The organism is Xanthomonas sp. fls2-241-TYG-148 (assembly GCF_030208815.1).
Lineage (GTDB): Bacteria > Pseudomonadota > Gammaproteobacteria > Xanthomonadales > Xanthomonadaceae > Xanthomonas > Xanthomonas campestris.
Genome location: NZ_JARVTE010000014.1, coordinates 33,981 through 54,410 on the forward strand (window position 1 = coordinate 33,981; position 20,430 = coordinate 54,410).

At 66.5% G+C, this 20,430-nt stretch carries 12 protein-coding genes; 5 read left to right on the forward strand and 7 right to left on the reverse strand.

Translation table 11 applies throughout. The features are described 5' to 3' along the window. Positions 1-14: 14 nt before the first annotated feature. Positions 15-3,014, reverse strand: a complete 3,000-nt coding sequence (locus QRM60_RS14680) for a ligand-binding sensor domain-containing diguanylate cyclase (protein ID WP_115571841.1) — start codon at positions 3,012-3,014, stop codon at positions 15-17. Positions 3,015-3,220: 206 nt separating this feature from the next. Between QRM60_RS14680 and QRM60_RS14685 the strand changes: the two genes are divergently transcribed. From QRM60_RS14685 to QRM60_RS14695, 3 genes are all read left to right on the forward strand, one after another. Further along, on the forward strand, positions 3,221-3,874 hold the full coding sequence (locus tag QRM60_RS14685; protein ID WP_011038433.1) for a TetR/AcrR family transcriptional regulator: 654 nt from the start codon (positions 3,221-3,223) through the stop codon (positions 3,872-3,874). Positions 3,875-4,002: 128 nt separating this feature from the next. Further along, complete coding sequence (locus QRM60_RS14690; RefSeq protein ID WP_012437436.1) at positions 4,003-4,659, forward strand: protein-L-isoaspartate O-methyltransferase; 657 nt, start codon at positions 4,003-4,005, stop codon at positions 4,657-4,659. Between the two features lie 20 nt (positions 4,660-4,679). Then, entirely contained in the window at positions 4,680-6,074 is a 1,395-nt protein-coding gene (locus tag QRM60_RS14695; RefSeq protein ID WP_042596945.1) for a TolC family outer membrane protein, read from the forward strand. Between the two features lie 379 nt (positions 6,075-6,453). Here the strand turns inward: QRM60_RS14695 and waaA are convergent, their stop codons facing one another. After that, positions 6,454-7,791: a lipid IV(A) 3-deoxy-D-manno-octulosonic acid transferase gene (waaA, locus tag QRM60_RS14700; protein WP_115571842.1), complete on the reverse strand. Its 1,338-nt coding sequence runs from the start codon at positions 7,789-7,791 to the stop codon at positions 6,454-6,456. 422 nt (positions 7,792-8,213) lie between these two features. Here waaA and QRM60_RS14705 point away from each other — a divergent pair, with 422 nt between their 5' ends. Then, positions 8,214-9,134, forward strand: coding sequence for an LpxL/LpxP family Kdo(2)-lipid IV(A) lauroyl/palmitoleoyl acyltransferase (locus QRM60_RS14705; protein WP_115556715.1), 921 nt, complete (start codon positions 8,214-8,216; stop codon positions 9,132-9,134). 229 nt (positions 9,135-9,363) lie between these two features. Here QRM60_RS14705 and QRM60_RS14710 read toward each other — a convergent pair whose 3' ends face one another. From QRM60_RS14710 to QRM60_RS14720, 3 genes are read right to left on the reverse strand one after another with little or no spacing between them, the layout of a single operon-like run. Continuing rightward, a complete protein-coding gene (locus QRM60_RS14710; protein WP_285446466.1) occupies positions 9,364-10,698 on the reverse strand; it encodes an O-antigen ligase family protein in 1,335 nt (444 codons plus the stop codon). Beyond that, complete coding sequence (locus QRM60_RS14715) at positions 10,679-11,791, reverse strand: glycosyltransferase (protein WP_225042418.1); 1,113 nt, start codon at positions 11,789-11,791, stop codon at positions 10,679-10,681. Before QRM60_RS14715 ends, QRM60_RS14710 begins: the two co-directional genes overlap by 20 nt. A gap of 10 nt (positions 11,792-11,801) precedes the next feature. Then, positions 11,802-11,999: a zinc-finger domain-containing protein gene (locus tag QRM60_RS14720; RefSeq protein WP_011038440.1), complete on the reverse strand. Its 198-nt coding sequence runs from the start codon at positions 11,997-11,999 to the stop codon at positions 11,802-11,804. A 338-nt stretch (positions 12,000-12,337) separates the two neighbouring features. Between QRM60_RS14720 and QRM60_RS14725 the strand changes: the two genes are divergently transcribed. Continuing rightward, the gene (locus tag QRM60_RS14725) at positions 12,338-15,688 is read left to right on the forward strand and encodes a GH92 family glycosyl hydrolase (protein WP_285446467.1); all 3,351 of its coding nucleotides are present in this window, start codon (positions 12,338-12,340) and stop codon (positions 15,686-15,688) included. A 666-nt stretch (positions 15,689-16,354) separates the two neighbouring features. Here the strand turns inward: QRM60_RS14725 and QRM60_RS14730 are convergent. Continuing rightward, positions 16,355-18,664: an NADP-dependent malic enzyme gene (locus QRM60_RS14730; protein ID WP_042596954.1), complete on the reverse strand. Its 2,310-nt coding sequence runs from the start codon at positions 18,662-18,664 to the stop codon at positions 16,355-16,357. A 165-nt stretch (positions 18,665-18,829) separates the two neighbouring features. After that, complete coding sequence (locus tag QRM60_RS14735; protein WP_042596956.1) at positions 18,830-20,176, reverse strand: dicarboxylate/amino acid:cation symporter; 1,347 nt, start codon at positions 20,174-20,176, stop codon at positions 18,830-18,832. Between the last annotated feature and the right edge of the window lie 254 nt (positions 20,177-20,430).

A 20,430-nucleotide genomic window follows, 5' to 3' on the forward strand; every position in this document is an offset into this window, starting at 1 on the left:
CGCAAGACCGCACGCTACTGATCGATCAACCGATCGCGTCCCTGCCGCTTGGCGTGATACAGCCTGCGGTCGGCCAGCGCCAGCAACTCGCGCCGGCTGGGCGCTTCGTCGCTCATCGCCATGCCCATGCTCGCGGTGCACTGCACGGTGGTCTCGTCTGCGGCAATCGCAATGGTGCCCAGGCGTTGGCGCAGTTGTTCGAACAAGGCACGCGCGTGCGCAGCCTCCAAGCCGGTCACGGCCAGCAGGAATTCTTCGCCGCCGTGGCGTGCGGCAAAACAGTGCGCGTGTTCCTGGTCGGCCAATACCTCGCCCACTGCACGCAACACCGCATCGCCGACTTCGTGGCCGTGCGCATCGTTGATGCGCTTGAAGTGGTCGATATCGGCCAGCGCCAATGCCAACGGCGCGCCGCCCGCCTGCGCCTCGTCCAGCCATTGCTGCAGCACGCGCTCGGCTTCGCGCCGGTTGGGCAATGCGGTGAGCACATCGTGGCTGGCGCGGTATTCGAGCTGGCGCATCAGCGCTTCGCGCTCCTGGCTGGCCTGCTGCAAGGCCAGGTTCTTGTCGCTCAATTCGCGGGTGCGCTTGTCGATCACCACGTTGAGCTCGCGCTGGCGGCGGCGATAACTGGCGGTGCGCCACAGATAGAAGCCGTAGATCACACTGGCCAGGCACAACACGCCCAGGCCGATCACTTCGCCACGCCGCCACCACGGCGGCGCCAGTTCCAGCACCAGGCTGGTTTCACCGAGCAACGCCGCCTGGCGCCAATCCACCGGCAGCGACATCGCCTGCACGCGGAAACGGAACCGCCCCGGCGGCAGATTGGTATAGACCGCTTCGGTGGCGCTGTCGGCGTCCACCCAATCCGGGTCGAAACCGTCGAGCCGGTAGCGGTAACGCACCTTGTCCGGCCCGCGGAAATTGAGCCCGGCATAGCCAATGGCGATGCGTCGGGTATCTGCACTCAGACGATGCGGGCCGGCCAGCGGCTGCACCATGCCGTCCACCACCAGGCGCTCGAACACGATCGGCACGCGGTGGCCCTGCAGGGTGCCGACCCGGGTGGGGTCGATCACGCCCAGGCCGGCCGCGGTGGGAAACAGCAACTGGCCGGTTTGCGTCAGCCAGCCGGCCGGTGCGCTGCTGCCGTTGCCCTGGTTGCCGGGCATGCCGTCGCTGCGGTCGACCACTTCCACACTGAGCTGCTCGCGGGTGCCGGCGTCGATCTGGTCGAAGTCGCGCCGCGCAATCCGGAACACGCCGTGGTTGCTTGACAGCCACAGGTAGCCGCGGCCGTCGTCGATGACGCGGAACACCTTGTCGCGTGGCAGACCCACGCGATGGTCATACACCTGGAAGCGATCGCCGCGCAGCCGCAACAGCCCACGGTCGCTGGCAATCCACAGATCGCCGTTGGGATCGCGCAGGAAATCGAAGGCGTTCTGGCCCGGGAAATCCTGCTCGCCCAGCCAGGCGCGGGTGCCGCCATCGGGCGACAGCGCGGTCATGCCACGATCGGTTCCGCTCCAGATGGTGCCCTGGGCATCGCGATAGAGCACCTGCACCGAACCATCCGGCACCCCGTCGGCGGCGGTGTAACGACGCGCGCGGCCGTTGTGCCAGCGCACCAAACCGCCGGTGGTGCCGATCCACAGCGCATCGCCGTCCGGCAACACCGCACGCACCGACAACGAAGGCAAGCCCTCGGCCGCACCGATGCGCTGGACCACCGCACCTTGCGCATCCAGACGCAGCACACCCTGGCTATAGGTGCCGGCCCAGACCCCGCCATCGCCCGCATCGGCCAACGCCAGCACCGATTGCTCAAGCACCCGCCCGGCACTGCCCAGCGAGAACGGCACGCGCGCGATCTGCCCGTCGCGCCAGCGGTCCAGGCCCACCGCGCTGCCCACCCACACGGTGCCATCGGCGGTCTGCAACACGCTTCGCACGTAGTCCGAGGCCAGGCCATCGTCAATGGTGACGCCATGCGCGGCGCCTTCGGCGACCCGGAACAGGCCATGCGTGCTGCCCACCCAGATCAGGCCCTCGGCATCCTCCAGCAAGGCCGGGCTGGCCACGCCGGAAATGGCGATCTGTTCGTCTGGATCATCCGGCCCGCTGTGCACCACCAAGGTGCCGGCGGAAAGGCTCATCCACAGGTGACCGCTGCGGTCCATCACCAGCGAGTCGACCCGCTGGCCCTGGCGGAAGCGCTGCAGGCCACCGCCCCGGCTCCACCACCACACCCCATCGTCGCCCGCCACCAGCAGGCCACCCTGGCGATCGCTGGCGAGCCGACGCACGGGGGTGTCGGCCATGCCATGCGCCTGCCCCCAGGCAGTTACGGCGTTGGCGCCTAGCGGCAGCTGATACAGGCCGACGTCGGTCCCGATCCACAGGTCGCCACGCGCGTCCGTCGACAAGGCGGTGATGCGTACGCGTGGCAGGCCGGCCTGACGCCCGACATCCACCACCCGCCCATCCAGCTCGATCCGGTACAGCGTCTGCGGCGTGCCCACCCACAACGCACCATCGGCGCGCCGTAGCAACGCGCTGACGGCCAGATGCCTAGCGGAGGCATCGCCCAGCTGTTGCCAGCGGCCGTCCTGATAGCGGTACACACCGTCGAAGGCGGTGCCGAACAGCATGCCGTCGCCGTCGCGTACCACCACGAACACTCCGCCCAGCTCCACGCCCGGGGTGTTCTGACGGTCGAACACGGTGAAATCGCGCCCATTGAAGCGCGCCACGCCTTCCCAGGTGCCGAGCCAGATCACCCCATCGCTGCCCTGGGCGACCGCATGCACCAGGTTGTGCGGCAGGCCGTCATCCATGTCCCAGCGCGTGACTGTGTGGTAGGCGGTGTGCTTGAGCGGATGCGCGCCGAGCGGCCAGCCAGCCAGCAGCGCCCAGCACAGCAGCGGCCACAGCCACAGCGATGCATTCCGCAGCGCCTGCGCACTGCGGAGCTCGCCTGTGTGCGCATGCGCCCCGACCCCGTCCACGCGTCCTGCTTCGCCCCTTCGGCTGCCTGTCAACAGGGTGTTGCAGGCCGTTCGGCAATCTATCACCGGGGGTAGCAGCGACGCGCTAGGTGGATTCCCCACAGCGCCGGGGCAGACCACGACAGCGCAAGCGACTCACCGCAACGGTTAATGGACAGCGCGGTGCCGCCATATAAATATAGAACCCGATGGTCTAGTATTGGCGCATGTCCAGCTCGCCCCCCCTCAAGTCCAAGGCCAAGAGCAACGGCCCTGGGCGTCCCAAGGATCTTGGGAAACGCGCCGCCATCCTGGGCGCCGCCCGCTCGCTGTTCATGGAGCAAGGTTTTGCGGGCGTCAGCATGGACGGCATCGCCGCCCTGGCGGGCGTCTCCAAGCTGACCGTCTACAGCCACTTTGGCGACAAGGAAAGCCTGTTTGGCGAGGCGATCCGCGCACAATGCCAGCACATGATGCCCGACGACCTGTTCGACCATGCGCCCGAAGGCGCGTTGCGCGAGCAGCTCATCGAGATCGCCGACGCCTTCTTCGCCATGGTCAGCTCCGACTCGGCCATTGCCACCCACCGCATGATGATGGCGCCGGGTACCGGCGACGTGCACGTGCGCGAGATGTTCTGGGACGCCGGCCCCAAGCGGACCCAACAGGCACTGGCGGATTTCCTCAGCGCGCGCGTCGCCGACGGGCAGCTGGAGATTCCGGACGTGGCCCGCGCCGCCGCGCAATTCTTCTGCCTGCTCAAGGGCGAGCTGTATGCGCTGATGATGTGCGGCCTGCACGGCCAGCCCGATCGCGCGCAGGTGGACGAGCACATCCACGCCAGCGTGGATTTCTTCCTGAGAGCCTATGTGCCGCGCTGATCGGGCCTGCCCTTTGGTCGCGGTGACTTCCGGCACTGCGTGGTTTGGCGGCGCCCGGCGATGCTAGATGCGCCAGTTGCCCCAAGCCCCGCTAAAATGCCTGCCCCGCCGCGTTGGATAACCGCACCATGACGATCGATTTCACCCAGGCCCGCGAAAAGATGGTCGAACAGCAGATCCGGCCGTGGGATGTGCTGGACCTGCGCGTGCTCGACGTGCTGGCGCGCATGCCGCGCGAAGCCTTCGTGCCGGAGGCCTACAAGACCCTGGCCTACGTCGATGTGGAAATTCCGCTGTCGGCCGGCCACAAGATGATGAAGCCGGTGGTCGAAGGCCGCATGTTGCAGGCCCTGGATCTGCAGCCAGGCGAAGACGTGCTGGAAGTGGGCACCGGCAGCGGCTTCTCCACCGCCTGCCTGGCCGCGCTGGCCCGCGAAGTGGTGAGCCTGGAGATCGACCCCGCGCTGGCTGCCGCCGCGCGTGCCAACCTGGACGCCACCGGTCTGGGCAGCAATGTCCGCATCGAAACCGCCGACGTGTTCGCCTGGCAGAGCGAGCGTCGCTTCGACGCCATCTGCGTGACCGGCGCGGTCGATACGGTGCCAACCCAGTGGCTGCAGTGGCTGCGCCCGAACGGCCGGCTGTTTGTGGTGCGCGGTCACGATCCGGTGATGGAGGCCGTCCTGGTCCGTGGTGACGTCAACGCGCCGCGCATCGAATCGTTGTTCGAAACCGACCTCGCCTATCTCCAGGGCGCCGCACCGACGCCCCGATTCCAATTCTGATTCCCAAGGAAGCTTCCCCGATGATCCGCCGATCCCTCGTCCTGGCGCTGGCCGCCGCCCTGTCTCCGATGGCCGCGCACGCCACCGACCTGCTGCAGGTCTATGAAATGGCCCGCAACGGCGATCCGCAGCTGGCTGTTGCCGAGTCCACGCGGTTGGTGAATCGGGAAGGAGTGGTGCAGGCACGTGCGGCGCTGCTGCCGCAGCTGGATGGTACGGCTGGATATACGCAGGCGCACCGCAAGCTGGATACCATTAACAACTTGAACGAAGGGCGCTCCACCACCAAGCAGCGCCAATATTCGGTCCAGGGCACCCAGACCATCTTCAACTGGGCGCAATTCGCCAACGTGCGCGCGCAGCGCGAAGTCGCAAAGGCCGCAGACTTCACGTTGGAGTCGGCCAACAACGATCTGATCACGCGTACCTCGGCGGCCTATTTCCAGGTACTGGTGGGCATCGAATCACTTGCTGCGGCCGAAACCAACGAAGCTGCGGCCAAGAAGCAGTTCGACTATGCCGACAAGCGTCTGGAAGTGGGCCTGGCGCCGATCACCGATGTGCACGAGGCCCGCGCCCAGTACGACCAGGCGCGTGCGGACACTATCAATGCACGCAACACCTTGAAGGATTACTACCAGGCTTTGACCGAACTCACCGGCCAGCCGGTGGTGGGCCTGCGTGCGCTGCCGGAAGACTTCCGCCCGGAAGTGCCTTCGGCCTATAGCAATGTCGACCAACTGGTAGCCAGTGCCATCGCCGATAACCCGGCATTGAAGGCGCAGCAGTTGCAGGTCAGCGCAGCCGAGGCACAGGTCAATGCGGCACGTGCAGGCCACTACCCGACGCTCAGCCTGGGCGCCAACGTTGGCCGTAGCAATAGCTGGGGAGGTCAAGGCGCAGCAGATCAGGCAGCCGGTAACTTCACCACCAACGGCCGCGACATCGATACCGATTCGATCGGTGTGACCTTGTCGATCCCGATCTTCGCTGGCGGCGCAACCCAGTCGGCCGTGCGTCAGGCGTTGTCGCGTCGCGATATCCAGCAGGACACCTACGAACAGCAGAAGCGGGCGCTGGACCGCAATACGCGCAATGCTTATCAGACCGTAGTGGCCGGCATCAGCGAGGTGGAAGCACGTCGCCTAGCCGTGGTGTCCGCACAAGCCGCCTACGATGCGTCACAGGTGGGCCTGGAAGTGGGTACGCGCACCGTGCTGGACGTGGTGCAGAACCAGCGCACGCTCTTCCAGGCGCAGTTGAACTACGCGCAGTCGCGCTACACGTTCCTGCAGAACCGGCTGCTGCTGGGCCAGGCCATCGGCAAGCTCGACATCACCGATCTGCAGGACGTGAACCGCCTGCTATCGCAGGATGCAGAAGCCAAGCTGCAGGGCAGCGGTTCGTTGCAGTAAGCACCTCGCGCGGTGAATGAAGAGGCGGGCATGGCTCGCCTTTTTCATGTCTGCACTGTCAAACCCGGTGTCGTCATGTTTCGGTCTCGAATCACGGCAACGAGCTTGTGCAGATGTGCGCTTGGGCAGTGCGCTGCGCTGCTGAGTAAGGGCTGACGCAGCGGTAATGCCGCGATGTCTGCAATCATCAGTAGCAATCCGGATTTCGCCTCACTGACGATGCGCTTGCACGCAGGTCGCGCCGACCTCGCCACCCTGTTGAGCACGCTACGTAGTGCCTGACTCAACTGCAGGAAACGGAGCGCGCCTCGGCCCACCGGCAAGCCCCCGTACGCAACCTGGGCGCCAGCCGACATGCGCTGCGCGCTGCCGTCGCAACTCACTGCGACGAAGCGATCTCCTGCGACGAAGCGATCTCGCCAACCACTGATGGCAGATCCGGCGCAATCTGTACCAGGGTGCGTGCCACCGCGCCCTTGCCGTTAGCCACCAGCGCCAGCGCGGCCGCGGCCATGGCCTTGCGCTGTGCGGGATCGCCGAGCAGGCGAGCCAGATCGTGTTGCACGCACGCGGCGTCCTCGCAAATGGTCACTGCATCGGCCTCGCGCATGCGCCGCGAAATTTCCGAGAAATTGTGCAGGTGCGGGCCGGTGACGGCCGGTGTGCCGACCGCCGCCGGCTCCAGCAGATTGTGGCCACCGATCGGCTGCAGGCTGCCGCCGACAAAGGCGACCTGCGCGCAGGCGTAGAAACTCATCAACTCGCCCAGGGTATCGACCACGAACACCTGGTCGCGCGCCTGCGGCCACTGCTGCGCCTTGCGCGTGGTCACGGTCCAGCCGCGGTCACGCGCCAGCGCCTCCACCTTGGGAAAGCGCTCGGGGTGCCGTGGCGCCCACAGCAGCAACAGGTCCGGGAACTGTTTCAGCAGCTGCGCATGGATGTCGGCCACCGCCGCTTCTTCGCCTTCGTGCGTGCTGGCTGCAATCCACACCGGCCGGGTTGCCGGCACCTGCATGCGGAACTGCGCCACCAAATCCTGTAGCTGCGCCGGTGCGGCGATATCGAACTTGAGATTGCCCAGCGCAACCACTTGATCCGGCCGCGCGCCCAGGGTGATGAAGCGCCCGGCATCGTCCTGCGACTGTGCCGCCACGCAGGTGACAGTGCGCAAGGCGCGGCTGATCAGCGGTGCCAGCACGCGGTAGCCACGCAGCGAGCGCGCCGACAGCCGTGCATTGAGGATGTACACCGGAATCTGACGGTCGCGGCAGCCGAACAGCATGTTCGGCCACAACTCGGTTTCCAGGATCAGCGCCAGCCGCGGGCGGAAATGTTCGAGGAAGCGCCCGACGCTGCCGGGCACGTCGTAGGGCAGATAAACGTGATCCACCGCATCGCCCCACAGTGCGCGCACGCGCTCGGAGCCGGTCGGGGTGATGGTGGTGATGACCCAGCGGATATCCGGCCGTTGCGCACGCAAGGCGTTCACCAGTGGCGCCGCCGCATTGACCTCGCCGACCGACACCGCGTGCACCCACACGCGCGGCCGCCCGCAGGCATGCGTGTAGGAGGCGTAGCGCTCGTTCCAGCGGTTGAAATATTCGCGCACGCGGAAGCCGCGCCACACCAGATGGTACACCGTCACCGGCAGCAACAGGTAGAGCAGCGCCGAGTACAGCCCGCGCAACAGCCATTCGATCGGGTCTTTCCGCATGCGTGCAGGATACGGGAGGCATTGCGCGCGCGCATGTGTGGCCGTCCTGCCTGCTTGCTGATTGGCCTGGCCTGCCTGGCCCGGCTTGAGTGCGGTCGTTCGCAGTGCAGCCACAAGTGCGGCTCTGCGCGCGATCGCCGTGCATAACCGCCTGCATCACGATTCTGTGGTCCACCCGCTTCAGACACGCCGCGGGTGCACAGTATTCCGCCGACACGTTGGATACAGCGGTCCCGTCCTACTGGCATGAGAGATGCCTTCTGGCGAAGGCTACGCGTGACGTGGCGCCGCCGCATGCGCAAAGAACATGAGCGCGAACAATCCCTGCCAGTAGCGCTCACAACACGGTACGCGCGACACGTTGGCTGTACCGCCCACCGCCCACTCACCTCAAAGCCCGGAGCACGCTCTAGAATTACGCCATGTCCGAGTCCGCCAACGTCGCCGTCCGCCCTTCCCTGCGCAACCCCAAGCACTGGCCGATGTACCTGGGCCTGGCGGTGATGGTGCTCGCCGGGCGCCTGCCGTGGCTGCTGCAACGCGCGCTGGGCCGCGGGGTTGGTTGGGTGGCGATGCGCCTGGCGGGCACGCGCCGCCGCGCGGCCGAGGTCAACCTGAAACTGTGCTTCCCCGAGCAGGACGATGCGTGGCGGGCACGGCTGTTACGCGACAGCTTCGACGCACTGGGCGTGGGCCTGTTCGAATTCGCACGCGCCTGGTGGGGCAGCATCGCCACCATCCGCCCACGCGTGCAGATCGAAGGCCTTGAACATCTGCAGCAGCTGCAGGAACAAAAGCGCGGCGTGCTGCTGGTGTCCGGGCACTTCATGACCCTGGAAATGTGCGGGCGCCTGTTGTGCGACCACGTGCCGCTGGCCGGCATGTACCGCAAACACCGCAATCCGGTGTTCGAGTGGGCGGTCAAGCGCGGCCGGCTGCGCTACGCCACGCACATGTTCGCCAACGAAGACCTGCGCGCCACCATCAAGCATCTCAAGCGCGGTGGTTTCCTGTGGTACGCGCCGGACCAGGACATGCGCGGCAAGGACACGGTCTTTGTGCCGTTCTTCGGGCATCCGGCTTCCACCATCACCGCAACCCATCAGCTGGCACGGCTCACCGGCTGCGCGGTGGTGCCGTACTTCCATCGTCGCGAAGGCGGCAGCTACGTGCTGAAGATCGCACCGCCGCTGGCGGACATCCCCTCCGACGACGTGATCGCCGATACCACGCAGGTCAATGCGGCGATCGAGGACATGGTGCGCGAAGCGCCTGATCAATACCTGTGGATCCATCGCCGCTTCAAGCGGCAGCCCGGTGGGCGGAGCGACTTCTATCGCTGAGGGCACTGGCACTGGCACTAGTGCTTCAGTGCGGCGAACGCCTAGCAAGGTGGGCCGCCGGCGTACGGAGTTGATCGCGCATTGCAGGCAGCGATGGCGCGTCAAACGGATACGGCGCTCTTGCCAGGCATCCACGCCACCACATAAGTGCCGCATTCAGCTGCAGAGTCACTCAGCCGGTTGAACCCCGACGCAAACCACACACACCTCGCCCGAACAAAACATCCGCTCAGGCAGGCGGCGAACGATCCCCATCGTCATTGAGCAACGCACCGGCATACAGGCCGGCCAGCATCAGGCTGAGACCGCCCCAGAAGCTCGAATAGAACGCCAGGTGCGTGTTGAGCGGGAACACCGTGGCCACCAGGGCGATCATCGCCGGGCGTGCCTGCGCGCGGGCTGCCGGGCTCGAATAGCGCCACGCGCGCCACGCCTGCGCCGCGCCGGCCAGCCACAGCAGCAGGCCGATCACACCGGTTTCAGCCAGGATTTCCAGCAGGATCTGATGCGCGTGGAAGGCCGGGCCATCGCCCCAGGCCGGGGCCTGATCAGGTGCAGGATTGCAGGCCGGATACGCCTGGCGGAAGCCGCGCGCGCCCACGCCATTGAGCGGATGCTCGCGAATCATGCATAGCGCCGCGCCCCAGATCTGCGCACGCCCGGACAAGGCCTGATCCACGCCCTGCTCGCCATCGGTAAAGGCCAAGGTGGTGCGTTGCAGGCGCTCTCGGGCCTGCGGTGCCACGACAACCACGCCTGCGGCCAACACCGCGCCCAGCGCCGCCACTGCGATCACCTTGCGGCCGCCCAGCAACTGCCAACCGGACAACAGCACGATCACGCCGTAGGTGATCCACGAGGCGCGCGAGCCCGCCAGGACCAGCACCACGCCTACCGCCGCCGCCGCGCCGGCCCACGCCCAGGCGCTGCGCCGGCCCAGCGCCAGCAGCAGGAACGGTGACAGGCTGGCCAGGGTCTGGCCGAACTTGAGATTGCAAGGCCCCAGCACGCCACTGAGCCGGTCGACCACGGCCAGCTCCTGCGCGGTGCACAGGCCGTGCCCGCTGATCAGCTGTTTGACCTGATCCAGTGCGAAGAACAACGGGCTGCTGCCCAGCGCGACTTGCAGCAATGCGTCCAGCGTCCATACCCCGGCGATCACCGCCAGGCCGATAAAGGTGCGCTGCCGACGTTGCGCGTTGGCCACCGCGATGGCGCACAGCCACATGAAAGGCAGGTAGCGCAGATCAGTGGCGGACTTGCGCAACGCGCGGCCCACGTCCACCGCATCCACGGCCGCAAGCATCTGCGGGAGCCAGTAGGCGAAGAACAACACACTGGTCAGCGCCCAGGCAGCGCCGCTCAAGAGCCTGGTGCCGCCACGGAAGCGCGTGTGCAGCAGCCGGTAGGCGGCAAACACCGCGCCCAGCGACAGCACCGTTTCGGCCAGGCCCGGGGTGGGCCACAAGGCCACAAACAGCAGCACCCACACCGGCGCCCAGCGGCCGGCATCGGGCGTCAGCACGGGCGCGCGCGGCGCTGCCTCAGCGGCGGAGTTCGTCATAGACCTTCAAGGTGGCCGTTTGCATGGCCTGCAGCGTGTAGGGAAGCCGCGCCGGCGGTGCCGGGCGGTGGTGCAGTAACGCAAGCGCCTGTTGCGCCAATGCCTGGGCATCGAATGGCGGCACCGCGCCGGCGGGCTGCAGCTCGGCGAGCAGTTCACCAGCGCCGCCGTGCGCCCAGCCCAGCACCGGCCGGCCCACGGCCAGCGCTTCGATCACGGTGCGGCCGAAGGCTTCGGGCTTGCGCGAGAGTTGCAGCACCAGGTCGCTGGCGGCGTAGGCCTCGGCGATGCGGGCAGTGGGTTCGGTGAAGGCCACGGCATCGGCCACACCCAGCCTGGCCGCCTCGGCTTCCAGTTCGCGGATATAGGCCTCACGCCCCGGCTCGCGCGCACCGGGCAGCCACAACCAGGCCGGCAGACCGGCGGCGCGCACAGCGGCGAGCAGCTGCAGGCCATCGGCATGCCCTTTCAAGCGCGTGCCGCGGCCCGGCAGCAGCAGCAGCGGTGCGTCGGCTGGCAAGCCGGGCACCAGCGTCTGCGCCCACGTGCGTGCGCGCCGGTCTGGCTGCGGCCGGCGTGGGAACTGGGCGATCTCCACGCCGCGAGGGATCACCCGCAGGCGCGCGGTATCGGTGTGCGGGTAATGCGTGCACACGTAGTCGCGCACCGTCTGCGAGACGCAGATGACGCGCTCGCCGTAGGTCATCACCGCGCTGTAGCGGCTGGGCGAATTGAGCCCGTGCACGGTGGTGACGAAGCGTGGCCGCGTGGCCGGTGGCATCCCGCGCAAGGCGTACCAGCCCAGCCAGGCCGGCAGGCGCGAGCGCGCGTGCACGATATCGGCGCCCAGTTCGGTGAACAGCCGGCGCAACCCCACCACGTGGCGCAAGGTCAGCAACGACTTGCGCCCGATATCCAGCGTGAGATGTTCGGCGCCCACCTCCAGCAACGGCTGGACCAGACGCCCGCCCGCGGAGACGACCACGGCGCGATGGCCGGCGCGCACCAGCGCAGCGGCGATTTCCAGGGTGGAGCGCTCGACGCCGCCGGACTGCAGCGCCGGCAGCAGTTGCACCACGGTCAGGCGGTGCATGCCGCCAGGATCAGTCGGCGAGCACGAACAGTGCACCGCAGTACGGGCACTTGGCTTCGCAGTTGGGCTCGTCTTCGATCGGCAGGTACACCCGCGGATGCGAATTCCACAGCGCCATCGCAGGCGTCGGGCAGCTCAGCGGCAGGTCACCGCGGTGCACGGTGTAGCGCTTTTCGGCATTGGCGGGCGCGGTGGCGGTCTGGCTCATGGCGGCACGATCGGAAGGCGAAGACAGAGCGCGGATTCTAGCAGCCTGGCGCCCGGCACGGCCCAGTGACGCGCCCAGCGCGCGGTGCCGACGTTGGCCAGCGGGCTGCCAAGCGTGTTCACCATGACCATTGCCTGCGCTATCGGCGTCCCTGGCCTTGTTGCGGCACGGTCCCGAATCTGGTGCCGGTCGGTGTGACGCGAGCGGCGACGCATGCGCCGTATCATCGGCTGACACGTTGCCTGGGGTGCACGTGCGCGAACGCCGCATGGCTGCCCATGCGTCAGCACACTCGCCCCGGCGCTCTGCTGCATCCGCCTTCCGGGAGACATCATCACGTGCGTTCCTCTGCTGTTGTGCCGCGCCTGTTGCGCCCTGTTGCGCTTGCCCTGGCGGTCGCGACCGCGCTCCCGGCTGCTGCCGCCGAAGGGTTCTTCGCCTCCTTCGATACGCACGAGCGCGAGCTTGTCGCTGATCGTGCCAATGCGCTGCAGGTCGCGATCGGCAGCGGCCCGGACGCGCCGTATGCGGCCAAACATCATGCCGGCTACAGCGGCGCGCACGCACTGCATTACAGCAGCCAGGGTGGCGCGGGTCGGCGGACGTTGTTTACGACCGATCACCTGATCGGTGCCGACACCACGCTGTCGTGGATGGTCTTGCCCGAGAGCGTGGGCGATGACCATGTCAGCTCTACGTTTGTGTCGCTGGATCTGCTGCTGGACGACGGGACGCGGCTGTCGGCCAGCAACGCGCTGGACCAGCACGGTGTGGCGATCGGCGCGGCCGTGCAGGGCGCTTCCAAGACCTTGTACCCGCAGCAGTGGGCACGCAAGGCGGTAAGGCTGGGCGATGTTGCCGGGTTGCGCGGGCGGCGCATCACCGCCATCGCGCTGGAAGTGGCGCCACAGGGCGGCGCGCCGGTGAGTGGCTGGCTCGACGATATCGCCATTGCCGAAGTCCCGCGCGTGGCGCCTGCACGTCCGTCGGACTGGGTGCTGACCACCCGCGGCACGCAGTCCAATGGCACGTTTTCGCGCGGCAATAATTTCCCTGCCACGGCGGTGCCACATGGGTTCAACTTCTGGACCCCGGTGACCGACGCCGGCACGCTGGGTTGGCTGTATCGCTGGAACGAACACAACGGTGCCGACAACCGCCCGCGCCTGCAGGCGTTATCGCTCAGTCACCAGCCCAGCCCGTGGATGGGCGACCGCCAGACCTTCCAGGTGATGCCGTCCACACACAGCGGCGCGCCGGAAGCGGACCGCGTCAAACGCGCGCTGGCGTTCTCGCACGCCAATGAAGTGGCCAGGCCGTATCGCTACGCGGTACAGCTGGACAACGGCATCCAGGCCGAGATGGCCCCCACCGATCACGCGGCGCTGTTCCGCTTCCGCTTTCCACCCGGGGGCGATGCCAATCTGCTGTTCGATAACGTGGATGCACGCGGTGGACTGACCCTGGATGCGGCCACGCAAACGCTCTCGGGCTATACCGATGTGCGCAGCGGCCTGTCCACGGGCGCTACGCGCATGTACGTGTACGCCCGCTTCGATACGCCGTGGAAGGCGAGCGGCTGCAGCGACACCGGCCGGCCGACGGGCTGGATCAAGTTCGCTACAGGCAGCACGCGCGAGGTGCAGATGCGCATCGCCACGTCGCTGATCTCGCTGGAACAGGCCAGGCACAACCTGGCCCTGGAGATCGCACCACAGGACTCGCTGGAGCGCGTGGCTGCGCGTGCGCAGGACGCGTGGGATGCGCTGCTTGGGCGGGTCGAAGTGGCGGGCGCCAGCGACGATCAGCGCACCACGCTGTATTCCAATCTGTACCGGCTGCATCTGTATCCGAACTCCGCGCACGAGAATGCCGGCAGCGCCAGCGCGCCGGACTGGCGCTATGCCAGCCAGAACAGCTGGTCCGACGAAGCCACCGATGGCAGCGCCGTGCGCAGTTTTGCGCCGATCCGCGACGGCCGTGTCTACGTCAACAACGGGCTGTGGGATACGTTCCGCACCGCGTGGCCTGCCTATGCGCTGTTTGCACCCGAGGCCGGCGCGCTGGTGCAAGGATTTCTGGAGCAGGCGCGTGCCGGCGGCTGGGTGGCGCGCTGGTCCTCGCCGGGTTACGCCGACCTGATGGTGGGCACGAGTTCGGATGTGGCCTTTGCCGATGCCTGGCGCAAGGGCGTGCAAGGGTTCGATCCGGCCGAGGCGTACGCCGCCGCGTTGAAGAACGCCACCGTGGTGCCGCCCGACCGGCATGTGGGGCGCAAGGGCATGGCCCGTTCCACCTTCCGCGGCTATGCCGATACCGACACGCACGAGGGCATGTCGTGGTCGATGGAAGGTGCGCTCAACGACTTCGGGATTGCGGGCATGGCCGATGCGCTCGCTCAGCAAGCGCCCGACGCCGCAGCGCGCGAGCGCTATGCCACCGAGGCGCTGTATTTCCGCCACCGCGCCGCTGGCTACGCGGCGCTGTTCGACCCGGCAATCGGCTTCTTCCAGGGCCGCAGGCCCGATGGCGGCCGGCGCCTGGATGCCGCGCACTACGATCCACGCGAATGGGGCAACGATTACACCGAATCCAGCGGCTGGACCTTTGCCTTCACCGCACCACACGATGGCGAAGGCCTGGCTGCGCTGTATGGCGGACGCGACGCGCTGGCGGCCAAGCTGGATACGTTCTTTGCGACGCCGGAAACGGCACAGGCCGCGCTTTCCGGCTCGTATCGCGGCGTGATCCATGAGATGACCGAAGCGCGCGATGTGCGCATGGGCATGTACGCGCATAGCAATCAGACCGCGCACCACATCCCATGGATGTATCTGTACGCTGGCCAGCCGTGGAAGACCCAGCAGCTGACGCGCGAGATCCTGGCGCGGCTGTATCTGGGCAGCGAGATCGGCCAGGGCTATGCCGGCGACGAAGACAACGGCGAGATGTCGGCGTGGTACCTGTTCGCCGCGCTCGGGCTGTATCCGTTGCGCATGGGCGCGCCGGAGTATGTGATCGGCTCGCCGCTGTTCACGCATGCCAGCGTGCAGCTGCCCAATGGCCGCACGCTCACGGTCAACGCGCCGCAGAATTCGCCGCGCAACGTGTATGTGCAATCGCTCAAGGTCAACGGCAAGCCGTGGCGCAAGACCTGGTTGCCGCATGCCGACATCGCCGAGGGCGCAACGCTGGACTTCGTCATGGGCCCGCGCCCGTCACGCTGGGGCACGAATGCGGATGCGGCGCCACCGTCACTGACGCCACCGGGCCAGCGCCCTGCGCCGTTGCAGGATCTGCTGGGCACGCGCGCGCGCCTCACGCGGGACGATGGCCGCGCGGTGGACGCATTGCACGATGACGATGCGGCAACGATGGCCACAGTGTCGTCCGCGTCTGCCGTCACGGTGAGCGGCGTCGACTCAGGCACGCCGACGCTGTATACGCTGACCAGCGGCAGCGCGGCGATTACCAACGGCGGGTGGACCCTGGAGGCGCGTGCTGGGAGTGGTCACTGGACGGTGATTGATCAACGTCGCGATGAGGTGTTCCGCTGGCCCCTGCAGACGCGGCCCTTCCGGATCGCAACGCCCGGCGCGTACACGGACTACCGGCTGCGCGTGAGCACACCCAGGCCGGTGCAGTTGGCGGAGATCGAATTGCTGCGTGCGAGGCCGGTGTCGCCATGAGGGTTTGGCGAAGCGCGCGTGCGGGTGGCGCAGTGAGTACTGACATGCTGGCCTGGTAGCGACGACCAGGCGTGGCGGGCGGGTGCCGCGTTGTCGCGTGCTTGAAATGTTGCGCTGACTGTTTGGGATTGCGCACTTGCGGGCATTCTCACCGCAATTTCTTTACGCGTCGTCCTTATGGACGCTCATTGCTCGGCGGACCCACGCTCAGCCGAACCCTTCTCTCGCCGGGAGAGGGCTTTCAGCCACATTGGCAGGCGTACGGCAGCGAGTGACTGGCGCACCACTGATGCGCAGCGGATAGCGCATCAAAGGCCGTTGCTCGTGATCGCCGCACTCAAGCGACAGTTGCGCCAGCTTTTCGCATCGGCAATTGCTTCAGCGATATCCGTAGGAGCGCGCTCGCGCGCGATAGGGCTCTACCGATAACACTCAAATTTTTTGTCGAACAGATGCTCTAACGATTTATTCCAGCCAAATTGCTCACGCTGTTTGCTCGAATGGTCTGCGGTAGCGGCTTGCCATAAAGACTTGCTTCCGCCGCGTTGCTCCCAGCGCCTTCGCCTGTAGACGCGATCGCATCCACCACTATCGAACCTGCAACCGCCATTGGCGCTATTGATAACCGAGGCGTCACTCAACGCCCCGGTCACCAACGCTGCAACATCAGCCGCCGTTCTTCTCGGCGTTGTGCTTCTCGGCATCACGCTGCTTGCGGATCTGCGCATCCACCGCAGCAATCGCGGTCATGTTCATCACCCGACGCGAAGTGGCGCTGGTGGTGAGGATGTGCACCGGCTTGGAGATGCCCATCAGGATCGGGCCAATGGCTACGCCGTCGGTGAACACGCGCACCAGGTTGTAGGCGATATTGGCCGCTTCCAGGTTGGGCAGCACGAACAGATTGGCGCGGCCCTTGAGCGTGCTGTTGGGCATGATCTGCTTGCGCAGCGCTTCGTCCCACGCGGTGTCGCCCTGCATTTCGCCGTCGATGTTGAGCTCGGGCTTGCGCTTGAGCAGGGCTTCGCGCACTTCGCGCATCTTCAGGGCATCACGCGAATCGTGGCTACCGAAGTTGGAATGCGACAACAGCGCGATGTTGGGCTCGATACCGAATAATTTCAGGCGATACGCGGCCTGCAAGGTGGCTTCGACCACCTGCTCCACGGTGGGGTCCTCCTGCACGTGCGTATCCAGGAAGAAGAACACGCCCTGCTGGTTGATCACGCCGGTCATGGCCGAGGTGGAACTCACGCGCGGTTCCAGCGGAATCACGCTGCGCGCGTAGCCCAGCTTCTTGTGGAAGCGCCCCACCACGCCCGACAGCATCGCGTCGGCTTCGCCGCGCGCCACCATCACTGCGGCAATCAGGGTCGGACGCGAACGCATCAGCTCCTTGGCCGCGGTCACGGTCACGCCACGGCGCTCGGTGAGCGCGTAGTAGTACTGCCAGTAATCGTTGAAGCGCGGGTCGTCGTGGATGTTGGTGATCTCGAAATCTTCACCGGCACGGATGCGCAGCCCCATGCGCTGGATACGCGCCTCGATGACGTCCGGGCGGCCGATCAGGATCGGCAGCGCCAGACCTTCGTCGATGACGTTCTGCACCGCACGCAGCACCACTTCTTCCTCGCCTTCGGCATACACCACGCGCTGCTTGTCGGCGCGCGCGCGGTCGTAGACCGGCTTCATCATCAAGCTGGTGCGGTAGACGAACTGGCTGAGCCGGTCGCGGTAGGCCGCCATGTCGGCGATCGGGCGCGTGGCCACGCCCGAATCCATCGCCGCCTGCGCCACTGCCGAGGACAGCTCCACCAGCAGGCGCGGGTCCAGCGGACGCGGAATCAGGTATTCCGGGCCGAAGCTCGGGGTCTCGCCGCCATAGGCCGCGCCCAGGTCGGAGGCCTCGCGCCGCGCCATCGCCGCAATCGCCTTGACGCAGGCGATCTTCATGTCTTCGTTGATGCCGGTAGCGCCCACGTCCAGCGCGCCGCGGAACAGGTACGGGAAGCACAGCACGTTGTTGATCTGGTTCGGGTAGTCCGACCGGCCGGTGCCGATGATGCAATCCGGGCGCACCGCCTTGGCCGCTTCCGGGGTGATCTCCGGGTTGGGATTGGCCAGGGCGAAGATCACCGGCTGGCGCGCCATGGTGGCGACCATTTCCGGCTTGAGGATGCCGGCCGCCGACAGGCCCAGGAAGATGTCGGCACCTTCGACGATTTCGGCCAGGGTGCGCTTGTCGGTGTCGCGCGCGTAGCGCTGCTTGTCCGGGTCCAGATCGGTGCGGCCGGTGTGGATCACGCCATCGCGGTCCAGCGCCAGGATGTTCTCCGGCTTCAGGCCCAGCGAGACCAGCATGTTGACGCAGGAGATGCCGGCCGCGCCCATGCCGGTGGTAGCCAGCTTGACGTCTTCGATCTTCTTGCCGGTGACCACCAGCGCGTTGAGTACCGCCGCGCCGACGATGATGGCAGTGCCGTGCTGGTCGTCATGGAACACCGGGATGTTCATGCGCTCGCGCAGCTTGCGCTCGACGATGAAGCACTCCGGCGCCTTGATGTCTTCCAGGTTGATGCCGCCGAAGGTCGGCTCCAGGCTGGCGATGATGTCCACCAGCTTGTCCGGGTCGTTCTCGTTGATCTCGATGTCGAACACGTCGATGCCGGCGAACTTCTGGAACAGCACGCCCTTGCCTTCCATCACCGGCTTGGAGGCCAGCGGGCCGATGTTGCCCAGGCCCAGCACCGCGGTGCCGTTGGTGATCACCGCCACCAGATTGCCGCGCGCGGTGAGCTCGCTGGCCTGGGTGGCGTCCTCGACGATGGCCTCGCAGGCGAAGGCCACGCCGGGCGAGTACGCCAGCGACAGATCGCGCTGGGTCAGCATCGGCTTGGTCGCGGTGACCTTGATCTTGCCGGCCGGCTGCTGGCGGTGATAGTCGAGGGCGGCCTGTTTGAAGTCGTCGTTAGACATCGGCTGTGTAGGTCTCAAGGGCGCAGAAGGGCTGAATTCTACCCTCCTGCCTGAACAAGGGCCTGTCGCGCAGCTGTCAGCGCGGCAGGAAGATCGGTTGCTGCAATGCAAAAACGGCCCTGCATCCCGCTGGGATACCAGCGGAATACAGGGCCGTAGGAAGCATCAGCGTGCGCTGACCGGCGCAACTGCGTCCGGCGGCGGCACCGGTGCCTGCAGCGGCGGCGCACGGCCGTCCAGTGCCAGGCTCAACTGGTCGCGGTCCAGCGCATTTTCCCAACGCGAGACCACCACCGTGGCCACTGCATTGCCGATGAAGTTGGTCAGCGAGCGGCACTCGCTCATGAAACGATCCACGCCCAGGATCAGCGCCATGCCGGCCACCGGCACATCCGGCACCACCGACAGCGTGGCCGCAAGCGTAATGAAGCCTGCGCCGGTCACGCCGGCCGCGCCCTTGGAGCTGAGCATCGCCACCGCCAGCAAGGTGATCTGCTGGCCCAGGGTCAGGTCCACGTTGGTGGCCTGGGCGATGAACAATGCGGCCAGGGTCATGTAGATGTTGGTGCCGTCCAGGTTGAACGAGTAGCCGGTCGGCACGACCAGGCCCACCACCGACTTCTCGCAGCCGGCCTTTTCCATCTTCTCCATCAGCGACGGCAATGCCGACTCCGACGAAGAGGTGCCCAGCACCAGCAGCAGCTCGGCCTTGAGGTAGCGGATCAGCTTGAGCACCGAAAAGCCGCACAGACGGCACACGATGCCCAGGATCACCAGCACGAAGAACAGCGAGGTCAGGTAAAACGAGCCCACCAGCCAGGCCAGGTTGACCAGCGATTCCACGCCGTATTTGCCGATGGTGAAGGCGATTGCACCGAATGCACCGATCGGCGCGGCCTTCATCAGCATGTGCACCAGGCGGAACACCGGGGCGGTGAGCGCTTCCAGGAAGCTCAGCACCGGGCGGCCACGTTCGCCCACCAGGGCCAGCGCGATGCCGAACAAGACCGCCACGAACAGCACCTGCAGGATGTTGCCATCGACGAACGCGCTGATCAGCGTGGCCGGGATGATGTCCATCAAAAAGCCGACCAGGCTCAGCTCGTGCGACTTCTGCACGTAGGTGTTGACCGCGCTCTGGTCCAGCTCGGCCGGGTTGATGTTCATGCCGGCGCCGGGCTGCACCACGTGCGCCACGATCATGCCGACGATCAACGCCAGCGTGGAGAAGAACAGGAAGTAGGTCATCGACTTGGCGAAGACCCGGCCCACCGTCTTGAGGTGGGTCATGCCGGCGATGCCGGTGACGATGGTCAGGAAGATCACCGGCGCGATGATCATCTTCACCAGCTTGATGAAGGCATCGCCGAGTGGCTTCAGGCTTTCGGCGAAGGCCGGCTCGAAATGGCCCAGCAGGGCGCCAAGAACGATCGCCACCACTACCTGGAAATACAACTGGCGGTAGAAGGGGACAGGCGCCGGCAGGGGGCCGGCAGGCTTGCTGATGTGCATGACACCACTCCGAGGGAACTTGGAGGGCGCCTGAGCCAGGCACCCGGTGCAGGCATTCTGGCCGCACGTCACAGCCCGGGCCGATAACCCATTGGTACTACGCACTGGGCGTTGCCTGAACCTGGTCTTACACTTCAGCCACGCGCCCCTCGGCCGTTAATTCCGTTTAACGCAGACACCGACTTTCTGTGCTGTTGGCCGTCCCGGACCCTGCGCGTTTCATGAAGCTGTTCATTGCGCTCGCCATGGCAGGA